Raw genomic sequence first — 11,910 nt, forward strand, 5'->3', positions numbered from 1 at the left:
CCTATGCTTTCATTTTCCTCTTATTTGCATACATTCCCGCATCCGCCCGGTTTAATGTTCCCTCTAAGTCCGAGTCCAGGACCGGGTCATAAAAGGCCGTACCGGCTGCCACAGAGGCGTCAAAGCTGCACCGGCTGCTGTATTCCTCCATTGTACATCTCAGGACCTGGACACCCTCTTCTACTTCCTGAGGGGAGACGCCTGAAAGGATGACCGCAAACTCATCCCCTCCTATACGGAACACCTGTCCCCGTGGGAATGAATCCCGGATCGCATCCGCCGCTGCGCGGATATATTCATCCCCCTTATCATGTCCGAAGGCATCGTTTACACCTTTCAGGTCATTCAGGTCACACATCACCAACGCCCATACTGACGTTTCATCCAGCCTCCCTTTGATCTGTTCCATGACCGTTCCAAAGGCCATACGGTTCTTAACCCCGGTGAGTCCGTCCCTGTCGCGCTCCTTTTTTAATGCCTTTGTCTGAAGGACCTCATCCGTCACATCCTCCACCACACAGCGCACAGGATTTTCTGAATTTTTCCGAGTTATCTTAATCCACCGGTACTCACCCTCCGCCTCCATCTTATAGACTCCCTCCTCCCCGGATTCCAGGGACTTAAGTTCCTTTAAAAAGGCGATAAACTGATTCTTATCCCTGGAAAACTTCCGTTCCTGTTCCCTGGTAAGATTAAACAGACGGGGGATCTGACTGGTCATATAAACCCGGCCTGAGTGACCGCCGATCTCAAAAACACCTACCGGAAGCCCGGATAGCTCGATCAGCTTGGCATGTCTTGTAAACCATTGGCTGGTGATAATGGCTGTGATAAACCCAATGATAATGGACACAAGAAAGGAATAATTCAGGATCCTCCCTATCTTTTCCGGGAACTGAAGAAGGACCGGCCGTTCTATCAGCCCGATGATATACCATTCCTCATTCTCAAAGGGCGTATTGTAATAATACATTCCCATGGGGTTGAGACAGGCAAATATCTCCTCATTGCTTTTGTGGTTCATAAGCCTGTAAACGGAATTTTCCTGGTCCACACTGGTAAGATCCAGGGGCTTCCCCTCCTCCAGCATTCTCTTCTGCATGGCGCCATGGGTCACGGCTGCCCGCAGCTGTCCCTCCTCATCTCTGATCCCCAGAACATACCCATATGCGTTGGCTGTCTGCAGATCGGATGCTGGAAGGAAATGATACAGGTAGCTTACGGATATTTCCACGCCGAATATGGCCTTAACGTTTCCATCCGCTCCAAACAGAGGAGTGGAGTATGTAATGACCTCCTCATCCTGAGGGTTGACCTTAAAGGGAGGGCTCCAGTATCCCAGCCACTTGGACTTGCCTATCTCCCGGGCCGCCTCATATGGTTTTGTCACAAACGCCTGGTTGGAATCTGTCATATTCAGGCGGAAGCTCCAGTTTGCCGTGGTTGCAATCTGCATTTTCTCCGCCACATTCCATGGTCCTACCAGCATATAAAGGTTGGAGTTCTCCCTGCTGCTCCTGTCCGGATTATTGTTTCTGAAGTACAGGGCAGGCAGGGAATGATCCGCATCCTCCCCCTGCTCCGGGATCACAAGAAATGCTCCCGTTGTTTTGGTGCGCAGCATTGCATCCATGACAAGGGGCGCCATCTCCTCCAGGATCTGGTCAGCCTGTTTGGCATCTGCCTCTGTCTCAAAAAACTGGCTGATCTGTTCCATGTCATAATCCAGATTCGTCCAGATATTCTTCATTTGATTTTCCAGATTATTGCTGCGGCCATTGACTTTTTCCGAGAAAAAGCGGTACTGATTGGCCTCAGCCTGTTTCAGAACACCTCCCTGCACCATAAGGGATGCCAGCAAAATGCTCTGGAATATAGCAAAACAGATAAACACCACTGCCAGCTTAAATGCGATTGAACTGCTAATATTCTTTTTACCCATCTGTCCTACCAGCCATCTCCTTTATGAGAGCTTCGTACCATTCTTTCAAGTTCCCTTCTCCCAGAAGGTCACGCTCCACACCTTCCCGGCTCTCTCCGGCCTCCATCCTCCGCTTTTTCTCATGGAGATCAAGGGATACCTTATCCTCCAGGGAAGACGCAAAGGTCTGGGTCATATCGTATGAACCCTCAAAGGGCCTGCGGATATAGAACTCCCGGGCGCTCATGGCATCCAGGGCAGTCTGTATGCTGCTCCTGACCACGGCCGCGTTGTTGGATTCATCCACCCGGCCTAAAAGGTCGTTAACAGATGCCAGCGTCTCCATTTCCACCGGAAGGTAACCGGTGGATACGGCAAACCGGATATTCTGCTCCGGCTGCGTAAACCACTTAAGGAACTGGACCGAGCCGTATTCATGAGCCGTATCAGATGCAAACACGGCCATGTTTGCCCCTCTCTGGGTCATATAGGAGGTTCCGTCCTGAAAGGTGGGGTATGGAAGGCTTTCGCACTCGATGACATGGGACTGGTTCTCACTCTCTATCACCTCCCGGGGAAAGAAACCGGCCCCGGCAGAGGAACCGATGTAAGCCATCAGACGGCCGCTCTTGATCCCATCCTGATTATATACGCTGCTCTCATACCATCCCTTGATGTGGGGCACATAGAAGGCATCCCAGGCTTTTGCTGCAATTTCCTCCGGATAGGTAAATTCCACCTTGCCGTCCCTGATCTGATACACCTGACCACCCATCTGTGCTGCGGACAGCATCATAAAGTCATTGTATGAATTCATGCCCAGGAACGCGCATCCACCAGACCATTCATAGTACATGGAAGCTGCCTCCGACAGCCCTTCCCAGGTCTGCAGCAGATCCATGGAGGCGCCGGTTTCCTCAGCAAACCGGTCCCAGTCCGTTCTGTTAAGATATAAAAGTTCCGTGGATTTTGAGACCGGGATCATTTTAAATCCTCCGGAGGCGTCCCACACACCCTCCTCCAAAAATTCCGGCCTGTATTTTTCCCTTTCCTCTTCTGTAAAATATTGGTCCAAACTGACCAGAGGGGCTATCTTATCCAATCGATACGCATTATCCGGATAGGATGCAAATATATCCGGAAGGGGGTCTGACCCTATCACATGATTAGCTGACGCGTAAAGGACATCCTCCAGCTCCTCGCTGGAGCCGTATCCCACCGCATCCAACACGATCCCCTGTTCCATACCCACGGTCTCGTTAAACTCCATTACCAGATCGTCAAATTGGGCCTTTGCCACTGCATTATAAGCATGCCACATGGTGATGACCGTGGGGGATTTAGGATCCAGCACAAGGCTCTCCCTGCCCGCACATCCTGCGCCCCCCAGCAGCACCCCCAGCAGCATAATTGCCAGGACCCTATATTTCCTTCGATTCATTGTCCTTCTCCAATACCAAACATACAGCCTGTAATACATCGTTATTTTTAAGTATACACGATTGTAAACACAGTGTCTATTTGATTTTCTTGCATATGATATGGATAAATTACGTTTTTATAAGGGATCTTCCCATTCTATTATATGCGGAAGAATCTGCAGATAGCCTTCCGTCCGGAGTTTGATATGCAGCCTGGACCATGTAAGGAATGACCATTTTAAGAAAGAATCCCCGAAGAGACATTGCTCTTTGGGGATTCAACTTATATATGTTATATCGATTTACCGCCGGACATTTACCCGTGCCTGCACATGGCCGGCAGTCTACTGCACCCAGGCCCCGTCACCGCCCACCTGATATCCGTCCGGTGTCGTAGTCCCCGCGGCCATGGATCCGTCCTGGTACATATAATACCACTTGCCGTCCAGCTCGTTCCATCCCGTTACCGCGTATCCCTCCGGGCTGAAATAGTACCATTTGCTCATAATGCGTTCCCATTTGCCGGCAGCGACCGTACCGTCATGATAGGTAAAGCGCCGCCCCTGCTGGTAATCCCCCCAGGTGCCGTCTGTAATGCCCGGATCATTTGACTGGGAGGAAAGGGAGCTTACCGGTTCTCCGTCCTCCAGATAGTCCTGCTGGTTTCCGTTCCTTGCAATGGCAGCCACCTCAAAATAGTAGGCTGTGCCGGACTTGGTCATAAAGGGAGAAAAGTCGTAGGAGGTGGCTCCCTCCACGATCTGACTCACCACTGACCCCTGGTCGTCATAGAGCACCACACGGTAGGTATTGGCGAATTTTACGCTGTTCCAGGTGGCAACAGAGGGGTTATCACTGTCCCATCCGGCCCAGGTGGTGCTGTCTAACTGGGCCGCGGCCTGGTAGGTGAACTTGACCGTATACACGTACCCGGAATCCGCCTCGTAATCACTGCCCGTGTACTTCTTTACAGAGGTGATCTGTGCATCATTGCGGCCATTGACCACCTTAATCTCCAAACTGCTCTTGGTAAGCCCCGTGCTGCTTCCCAGATAAACCGTACCCGTCACATCATTGCCCGCTGTCCAGTTCTCAGGGCTTTTGGACCAGGACACATCCGACAGCATCTCAATGGCGTCTGAATCCTCCTCGGATACATATACATCCGGCTCCAGGGGATGGACCTTATTTTTGTCATTATCATCCCTGCTGACACCCTGGCTGTCATACTGGTTTTCAATCTCCAGCCTATACGCGGACTTAGCCTGGGCTGTCATGCCCAGGCCAATAACCATCCATATTGCTGCAGCGGCTGTCACTGCATATCTGCTCTTTTTCATAGTATCTCCTTTCAACTGTCCTTTTTGATCTCCTCTATGAAAAATGCCGCCACACAATCTTTTCCTCACATTGCTCCCACAAACCTCAATCAGACTTCAGGAAGACCGGCCCCGATCAGTCTCTAATGCTGCCAGACTCCATTGGCATCCAGGATAAATCCGTCAATGGATGTATTCACTGCCTTGGATCCGTCACCCGGGTAGAAATAGTAATAGTTGTTCTCCACCTTGTACCATCCCTCCACCATGGCTCCGCTCTCATTCATAAAATATGTCTTGCCGTTAATAGTCAGCCAGCAGTTCTTTACCATGGCTCCTTCCGGTCCGCCATCATTGGGATTCAGATAATACCAGATATTGCCGCTCTTGATCCATCCCTTCCTCATATCTCCGCTGTCACCCATGTAGTACCAGTATCCGCCTGTCTGCTGCCATCCCGTGAGCATACGGCCTGAGGTGTCAAAGAGATACCACTTGTCGTTCCATTTAAGCCATCCGTTCTTCTGAAGGTTTCCGTCCGGGTACCGGAAATACCAGTAATCCCCTTCCTTTCTCCAGCCCACGTCCGTATTGCCGCCGCTGGGAGTGCTGCCTCCGTTATCCTGGCCGCTGCCGTCCGATACCTCGTCCTCATCAATATACAGGTCACCGGCTTCGGTCCATTCACTCTTCTTGCCGTACTTTTTCTCCTCATCCGTGTGAGGCACGGTCCTAACCTTAAAGGAGTAATCCCCCTCCTTGGTCATGTAGGGATAGAAATTGTAGGAGGTTCCCTTGTAGTCCTCCAGCTTTTTAACGACCGATGAACCGCGGTAGAGATATACATCATAATACCCTGAGCTGTTCTCCCCTGCTTCCCATCTGGCCCTTCCCTTACTGCTTCCCCACTCAGCGTCCTCCGGGGGCTCATAGGTTCCCTTGATCCCCGTTGCCCTAAGGACCACCTTCAAGTCGCTTCCGCTCTTGGTGGCTGATACAAAGGTTCCGCCGCTGATACTTACATTGTTGGAGCTGTAGCTGCTGCGGAAACGGTATTCATAGGCACTGCTGCTGGATGTATTGGGCTCCAGCCACACGGTGATCTTGGGGGTATCCCCAATGCCCACCTCTTTATCATTCGTCCACTCTGCTGACGCCACCTCATATTTGCTGGACGAGGAGTACACCTTGCTTCCGCTGTCGCTGGAACTGGTTCCCAGGCTGTCTCCGCTGTTCACCTCATCTCCTGAATCCAGATCAATGCTCACCTTTAGTGAGACACTTGTTATATACTTATAGTCGCTGGCTGCCAAAACCTGTACGGGCATCGCTGTCATCAGCGTGCCTGCTGTCAGGGCCAGGCATAACATTCGTTTCATGCTTCTCATGAACGCTCAACCTCCTCCAAAGGGCTGCACCCTTATATTTTCTTTACCTGTTTCTATTATAGCCCAGATGACAGTTTTGCGTCAACTTACGATATTCTTGCGATGTTTTCGTAATTTTACAAAGTTCTGACAAAAAAGCGGCCGGGGGGAGAATCAATGTGCGCCGACAGGCGCACGCAAAAAGACTGCAGACACACTTACGCGCATCTGCAGCCCTATTATGATTTGGATTATACTAATTCAATGAGAACTTCCATTGCAGCATCGCCCTTACGCGGACCAACCTTAACGATTCTGGTGTAACCACCGTTACGGCTTGTGTACTTAGGAGCAATATCATCAAAAAGCTTAGCTACCATGTCAACAGACTTGGTATTTTTCTTCTTGCCGGCTGGTGTGGAAGGAACCTCGGTCACGCCGTAAAGGACCTTTAACATCTGCCTTCTTGCATGCAGTCTGGAAGGCATATCCTTTTTGATTTCCTTCTCCACTTCATCATATACAGTAACTTTCTTGCCGTCAACAACCTCTTTGACCCTCTTGCCGTCTTTGTCCTTGCGGGCAACCTTAGCAGTAACCTTAACGGTCTCATAGTTGTCTTTTTCCTTCACTGCCATGGCGATCAGTCCTTCTGCAACTTTGCGGATCTCCTTTGCCCTGGTCTCAGTTGTCCTGATGTGACCATGATATAACAGTGCTGTTACCTGGCTTCTGATCAGAGCCTTTCTCTGATCGGAAGTTCTTCCTAATTTTCTATATCCTGCCATTGTATTTTCCTCCGTTATTGTGGAACACCTTCACCATGCTTCCTCGGACTTACTGGTTCAGGCATTGACGCCCACATATTTATTTGGCTGCCTCGGCCATGCTTCTTTGGACTTACTGGCCGGGGTGTTAATATACCAGCTTCCTCGCATTGCTCGGTCGCTTAGTTGTCATCACTTGGATTCAGCTGCAAGCCCAATTCTTTCAGCTTAGCCAGCACTTCCTCAAGGGATTTGCGTCCCAGGTTACGAACCTTCATCATATCCTCGGAAGTCCTGTTGCACAGTTCCTCCACGGTATTGATACCGGCTCTCTTCAGACAGTTGTAAGAACGAACGGAAAGCTCCAGTTCGTCAATATTCATCTCAAGTACTTTTTCCTTCTCATTGTCTTCCTTCTCTACCATGATCTCTGCTGTCTTGGCATTCTCTGAAAGGTCAATGAACAGGTTCAGATGCTCGCTGAGTACCTTGGCTGCCAGGCTGACTGCCTCATCGGGAGCCAGGGTGCCGTTGGTATAGATCTCAAGTGTCAGTTTGTCAAAGTCAGTCTGCTGGCCAACACGAGTGTTGGTAACAGCCATATTGACACGCTCTACCGGGGTATAGATGGAATCAACCGCGATCACGCCGATCGGCAGATCATCGTTCTTATTCTTATCCGCGCTGATATATCCACGGCCCTTTGTAATGGTGAGCTCCATGTAGAATTTACTGTCCGTGCCGCCGCTTAATGTAGCGATGACCTGGTCAGGATTCATGATCTCGATATCAGCATCTGCCTGGATATCTGCTGCAGTAATTACGCCTTCACCCTCAAATTCAATGTATGCAACCTTGGGTTCATCGGTATCGCTGTTGTTCTTGATCGCTAAGCTTTTGATGTTCATAATAATCTCAGTTACATCTTCCTTTACTCCAGGAATAGAACTGAACTCATGCAAAACGCCATCGATTTTTACCTGACTCACTGCGGCTCCGGGTAAAGAAGAAAGCATAATTCTTCTTAAGGAATTGCCCAGCGTAGTGCCGTAACCTCTCTCAAGTGGTTCAACTACAAACTTGCCGTATCTCTTGTCTTCTGAAATCTCTGCGATTTCAATATTTGGTTTTTCAAAATCGAACACTAATAGCCCCTCCTTTTTGGGTTTCTATCAAATCTCGAGGGATATAAAACCTGCACACAGCAGAACATAACCTGGGCCAATGCAGAGTCCGGGTTTTACGTCCTGCAAAGTACGCCTGTCCGTTAAAGACAGGCATACCTTGTACAATCTATAGAGAATGGCAGGATTATTTGGAATACAACTCGACGATAAGCATTTCGTTTACTGGAACATCAATCTCATCCCTGGTTGGCAGTTCCTTAACAGTACCGCGCAGGTTCTCCTGGTCCACTTCCAGCCAGGATGGTGTCAGGCGTCCGCCTGTCACTTCCAGAATATCTTTATATCTCTGAGCAGATTTATACTTCTCTCTTACTTCGATCACATCACCGGCCTTAACCTGGTAAGACGGAATGTTTACAGGCTTGCCGTTAACCAGAATATGCTTGTGGTCAACGATCTGCCTTGTCTCCTTACGTGTGCGGCCAAGGCCCATACGGAACAGTACGTTGTCCAGTCTGCACTCCAGAAGGATCATCAGGTTGGTACCAACCATGCCGTTCATCTTAGATGCCTTAGCATAGTAGTTACGGAAAGGTTTCTCTAACACACCATAAATGAATTTAGCTTTCTGCTTTTCTCTCAGCTGCATGCCGTATTCACTTAACTTTTTATTTGATCTTTTTGATTCTCTGTTTGACTTTTTATCAATTCCTAAATAGACCGGATCCAGTCCAAGGGATCTACATCTTTTAAGAACAGGAACTCTATCTACTGCCACTTTAATTACCTCCTAATTAAGATCATCAGACTCTTCTACGTTTTGGCGGACGGCATCCGTTATGTGGAACCGGTGTTACGTCCTTAATGCTTGTTACTTCCAAACCACATGCCTGAAGGGCACGGATTGCGGCCTCACGTCCTGAACCAGGACCCTTAACCATAACGTCTACTGATTTTAAGCCATGTACAAGAGCTGCCTTAGTAGCAGTTTCTGCCGCCATTTGAGCTGCATAAGGAGTAGATTTCCTTGAACCTCTAAATCCCAGACCACCGGCACTAGCCCATGATAAAGCGTTACCCTGCGCATCAGTTAATGTAACAATTGTGTTATTAAAAGATGACTGGATATGTGCCTGTCCGCGTTCAACGTTTTTCTTCACACGCTTTTTTGTAACTTTTTTAGTCGTGGACACTTTTTTAGCCATTTTAAACTAACCTACTTTCTCATTTTCTTGAATTCGCTCTTCCTGTTTTTAAAACATGCAAATCGAATTCTGTTACCGTGTTGCTAAATTACTTCTTCTTGTTTGCTACTGTCTTCCTTGGTCCCTTGCAGGTTCTTGCATTGGTCTTGGTTTTCTGCCCACGGACCGGAAGGCTCTTCCTGTGACGGATTCCTCTGTAGCATCCAATTTCCTGAAGTCTCTTGATGTTCATAGCAATTTCCCTGCGGAGATCACCTTCAACAGTCTGAGATTCAGCAATGACGTTAGCCAGCTTCTTCACCTCATCATCGGTTAAATCCTTAACACGAGTATCTGGGTTCACTCCAGCTTCTGTTAAGATACGGTTGGAACTTGTTCTACCGATTCCGTAGATGTAAGTAAGACCGATCTCAATACGTTTTTCTCTTGGTAAGTCAACACCTGAAATACGAGCCATGTGTGTATTACACCTCCTAATTTTAATTAACCTTGTCTCTGTTTATGCTTTGGATTTTCACAAATTACTCTGATACTGCCTTTTCTCTTAATGATCTTGCACTTTTCGCAGATCGGCTTTACGGATGATCTAACCTTCACAGTAATTCTCCTTTCTATAGACCAACAAAGTTGCTCCAGCATTATACCAAATTTTTTCAACAAATGCAAGCACTTTTTTATCTATATTTATTCTTTTTCTTTTCCCCTGGTGTACCGCATCTCTGTACCGTGCCGCTGTACCCTGCGGGGTCCCCAACTCCGCCATCGGCTGTGGTTGGGTGTGGGCTGCCGGCAGCCTTTATTTATCTCTCCAGATAATCCTGCCCTTGGACAGGTCATAGGGTGATAACTCAATGGTCACCTTATCTCCCGGCAGAATGCGGATATAGTTCATACGAAGCTTTCCGCTGATGTGCGCCAGTACCTGATGGCCGTTCTCCAGTTCAACCTGGAACATGGCGTTTGGTAATTTTTCAATTACCACTCCTTCAATTTCAATTACATCTGATTTGGACATATTATTTTACCTCCTACTGCTTGTGGGTGCGTATCAGGGATGCTATCTCCTCATCGCTCACCGTCCCGCCTTCTGTAAGCTTTTTCCTCAAGGTTTCATCGTATTTACCTGTGAGCTGCAAGTGTTTCCTGTTCTTGCGTTTCTGTTTACTCAGGGGATGCCTCCTGCCGTCTGACAGACTAACATATTCCCCTTGGACACTGATTATGATATACAGTTCATCTTTGTCGTGACCTGCTAAACTTTTTACCAGGCCGGCTTCTTTAAACTCTACCATAGGGTCACCTCTGCTACAGCGATAAAATCTCAGGCTCGCCATCCGTGATCAGGATGGTGTTCTCGTAGTGGGATGCCAGTGAGCCGTCCTCTGTCACAACGGTCCAGCCATCATCCGTCCACGCTACATCATAGCGCCCTGCAGTAATCATAGGCTCAATTGCCAAAGTCATTCCCGCCGCCAGCCTGATGCCTTTACGGCGCTGGGCAAAATTAGGGATTTCCGGAGCCTCGTGCATTTCCGTACCGATTCCGTGTCCTACCAGGTCACGGACCACACCGAAGCCAAAGCTTTCTGCATAAGCCTGGATGGCTTTGGATATATCATTGAGATGATTGCCAGCTTTTGCATACTTTATTCCTTCAAAAAAGCTCTGCTCAGTCACCTCCACCAGTTTCCTGGCAGTGTCGCTCACTTCCCCCACAATGTGGGTCCTGGCAGCATCGGATTGATATCCCTTCCATATAACGCCTGTGTCCAGGCTGACGATATCACCCTCTTCCAGGTAACGGTGCTTATCCGGTATTCCGTGAACAACTTCATCATTGATGGAGATGCACACAGAAGCCGGAAAGCCCTGATAGTTTAAAAAGGAAGGGATACATCCCTGGCTCCTGATCATCTCTTCGCAGATTCGGTCAATCTCTTTGGTAGATATGCCCGGCTTTACCACCTTGCCCAGTTCTTCGTGTACATTAGCAAGGATCCTGCCAGCTTCCCTCATTAATTCAATTTCCCGTTCTGATTTAATTGTTACCATTATTTATGCTCCTAAAATCTTAACAATGGCCTGGAATACGTCTTCCATATCCATGGTGCCATCCACTTGTGCCAGAACGCCTGCTTTCTGATAATACTCTATAAGAGGCTGAGTCTGATCATGATATACATCAAGGCGCTTCTTAACTGTCTCAGGTTTGTCGTCATCCCTGAGGACCAGTACCTGACCGCACACATCACAGATCCCTTCCTTCTTGGGAGGATTGAATTCAATATGATATGTAGCACCGCAGGCCAGACATGCGCGGCGTCCGGACATACGCTTTACAATGTTCTCATCCGGCACATCCACGTTAACCGCATAGTCAATGGACTCCCCCATCTCGCCCAGCGCCTTTGTAAGGCTCTCCGCCTGGGGAATGGTCCTTGGGAACCCATCCAGTACGTATCCGTTCTGACAGTCAGCTTCATGGATCCGGCCAAGCAGCATGCCTATGGTAATCTCATCCGGCACCAGACCGCCGGCGTCCATAAATGCCTTTGCCTTCATTCCCAGTTCTGTGCCGTTCTTAATATTGGCACGGAAAATATCTCCTGTTGAAATATGGGGTATCTGATACTTTGCTGCAATTTTTTTTGCCTGGGTACCTTTTCCGGCACCAGGAGCGCCTAACATGATGATTTTCATAGAACCGATCCTCCTCGTTATGAGCACCTACTCACTCTTTATAAACGCAATCAATCCGCCCCTGTGGAATACCGCAAAGGCAG

The 11,910-nt window shown here is 48.7% G+C and carries 14 protein-coding genes; all 14 read right to left on the reverse strand.

Annotated features, from left to right (window positions below; genetic code table 11):
* Window position 1 precedes the first annotated feature (1 nt).
* A complete protein-coding gene (locus HMPREF9469_RS25990; protein WP_007869260.1) occupies window positions 2-1,942 on the reverse strand; it encodes a sensor domain-containing diguanylate cyclase in 1,941 nt (646 codons plus the stop codon).
* The gene (locus HMPREF9469_RS25995) at window positions 1,935-3,362 is read right to left on the reverse strand and encodes an extracellular solute-binding protein (protein ID WP_007869262.1); all 1,428 of its coding nucleotides are present in this window, start codon (window positions 3,360-3,362) and stop codon (window positions 1,935-1,937) included. The genes HMPREF9469_RS25990 and HMPREF9469_RS25995 overlap by 8 nt, the downstream gene beginning before the upstream one ends.
* Window positions 3,363-3,686: 324 nt before the next feature.
* Window positions 3,687-4,682 carry a hypothetical protein gene (locus HMPREF9469_RS26000; protein WP_007869265.1) on the reverse strand — a complete coding sequence of 332 codons (996 nt, stop codon included), beginning with the start codon at window positions 4,680-4,682 and terminating at the stop codon, window positions 3,687-3,689.
* A gap of 122 nt (window positions 4,683-4,804) precedes the next feature.
* Window positions 4,805-6,049: a hypothetical protein gene (locus HMPREF9469_RS26005; protein ID WP_007869271.1), complete on the reverse strand. Its 1,245-nt coding sequence runs from the start codon at window positions 6,047-6,049 to the stop codon at window positions 4,805-4,807.
* A gap of 230 nt (window positions 6,050-6,279) precedes the next feature.
* Window positions 6,280-6,816 (reverse strand): bL17 family ribosomal protein, encoded by a 537-nt coding sequence (locus tag HMPREF9469_RS26010; RefSeq protein WP_007869272.1) that lies wholly within the window; start codon window positions 6,814-6,816, stop codon window positions 6,280-6,282.
* Window positions 6,817-6,977: 161 nt separating this feature from the next.
* Window positions 6,978-7,940, reverse strand: coding sequence for a DNA-directed RNA polymerase subunit alpha (locus tag HMPREF9469_RS26015; RefSeq protein ID WP_007869282.1), 963 nt, complete (start codon window positions 7,938-7,940; stop codon window positions 6,978-6,980).
* A gap of 166 nt (window positions 7,941-8,106) precedes the next feature.
* Window positions 8,107-8,700: a 30S ribosomal protein S4 gene (gene rpsD / locus HMPREF9469_RS26020; RefSeq protein WP_007869283.1), complete on the reverse strand. Its 594-nt coding sequence runs from the start codon at window positions 8,698-8,700 to the stop codon at window positions 8,107-8,109.
* Window positions 8,701-8,725: 25 nt separating this feature from the next.
* Complete coding sequence (rpsK, locus tag HMPREF9469_RS26025; RefSeq protein ID WP_007869284.1) at window positions 8,726-9,127, reverse strand: 30S ribosomal protein S11; 402 nt, start codon at window positions 9,125-9,127, stop codon at window positions 8,726-8,728.
* Between the two features lie 88 nt (window positions 9,128-9,215).
* A complete protein-coding gene (gene rpsM, locus HMPREF9469_RS26030) occupies window positions 9,216-9,584 on the reverse strand; it encodes a 30S ribosomal protein S13 (RefSeq protein ID WP_007869285.1) in 369 nt (122 codons plus the stop codon).
* Window positions 9,585-9,610: 26 nt separating this feature from the next.
* Window positions 9,611-9,724, reverse strand: coding sequence for a 50S ribosomal protein L36 (rpmJ, locus tag HMPREF9469_RS31585; RefSeq protein ID WP_003497809.1), 114 nt, complete (start codon window positions 9,722-9,724; stop codon window positions 9,611-9,613).
* Between the two features lie 199 nt (window positions 9,725-9,923).
* A complete protein-coding gene (gene infA, locus HMPREF9469_RS26035) occupies window positions 9,924-10,142 on the reverse strand; it encodes a translation initiation factor IF-1 (protein ID WP_007869287.1) in 219 nt (72 codons plus the stop codon).
* 13 nt (window positions 10,143-10,155) lie between these two features.
* On the reverse strand, window positions 10,156-10,419 hold the full coding sequence (locus HMPREF9469_RS26040) for a KOW domain-containing RNA-binding protein (RefSeq protein ID WP_007869290.1): 264 nt from the start codon (window positions 10,417-10,419) through the stop codon (window positions 10,156-10,158).
* Window positions 10,420-10,432: 13 nt separating this feature from the next.
* The gene (gene map, locus HMPREF9469_RS26045) at window positions 10,433-11,179 is read right to left on the reverse strand and encodes a type I methionyl aminopeptidase (protein WP_007869292.1); all 747 of its coding nucleotides are present in this window, start codon (window positions 11,177-11,179) and stop codon (window positions 10,433-10,435) included.
* 3 nt (window positions 11,180-11,182) lie between these two features.
* The gene (locus HMPREF9469_RS26050; RefSeq protein WP_007869295.1) at window positions 11,183-11,827 is read right to left on the reverse strand and encodes an adenylate kinase; all 645 of its coding nucleotides are present in this window, start codon (window positions 11,825-11,827) and stop codon (window positions 11,183-11,185) included.
* Between the last annotated feature and the right edge of the window lie 83 nt (window positions 11,828-11,910).

It is taken from the genome of [Clostridium] citroniae WAL-17108 (assembly GCF_000233455.1).
In the GTDB taxonomy this organism is placed as follows: Bacteria; Bacillota; Clostridia; order Lachnospirales; family Lachnospiraceae; genus Enterocloster; species Enterocloster citroniae.

Excerpts from the sequence above, each read along its gene's own strand:
- HMPREF9469_RS25990 (WP_007869260.1), bottom strand. The coding sequence starts at position 1,942 with ATGGGTAAAAAGAATATTAGCAGTTCAATCGCATTTAAGCTGGCAGTG.
- HMPREF9469_RS25995 (WP_007869262.1), bottom strand. The coding sequence starts at position 3,362 with ATGAATCGAAGGAAATATAGGGTCCTGGCAATTATGCTGCTGGGGGTG.
- HMPREF9469_RS26000 (WP_007869265.1), bottom strand. The coding sequence starts at position 4,682 with ATGAAAAAGAGCAGATATGCAGTGACAGCCGCTGCAGCAATATGGATG.
- HMPREF9469_RS26005 (WP_007869271.1), bottom strand. The coding sequence starts at position 6,049 with ATGAGAAGCATGAAACGAATGTTATGCCTGGCCCTGACAGCAGGCACG.
- HMPREF9469_RS26010 (WP_007869272.1), bottom strand. The coding sequence starts at position 6,816 with ATGGCAGGATATAGAAAATTAGGAAGAACTTCCGATCAGAGAAAGGCT.
- rpsK (WP_007869284.1), bottom strand. The coding sequence starts at position 9,127 with ATGGCTAAAAAAGTGTCCACGACTAAAAAAGTTACAAAAAAGCGTGTG.
- rpsM (WP_007869285.1), bottom strand. The coding sequence starts at position 9,584 with ATGGCTCGTATTTCAGGTGTTGACTTACCAAGAGAAAAACGTATTGAG.
- infA (WP_007869287.1), bottom strand. The coding sequence starts at position 10,142 with ATGTCCAAATCAGATGTAATTGAAATTGAAGGAGTGGTAATTGAAAAA.
- HMPREF9469_RS26040 (WP_007869290.1), bottom strand. The coding sequence starts at position 10,419 with ATGGTAGAGTTTAAAGAAGCCGGCCTGGTAAAAAGTTTAGCAGGTCAC.
- map (WP_007869292.1), bottom strand. The coding sequence starts at position 11,179 with ATGGTAACAATTAAATCAGAACGGGAAATTGAATTAATGAGGGAAGCT.
- HMPREF9469_RS26050 (WP_007869295.1), bottom strand. The coding sequence starts at position 11,827 with ATGAAAATCATCATGTTAGGCGCTCCTGGTGCCGGAAAAGGTACCCAG.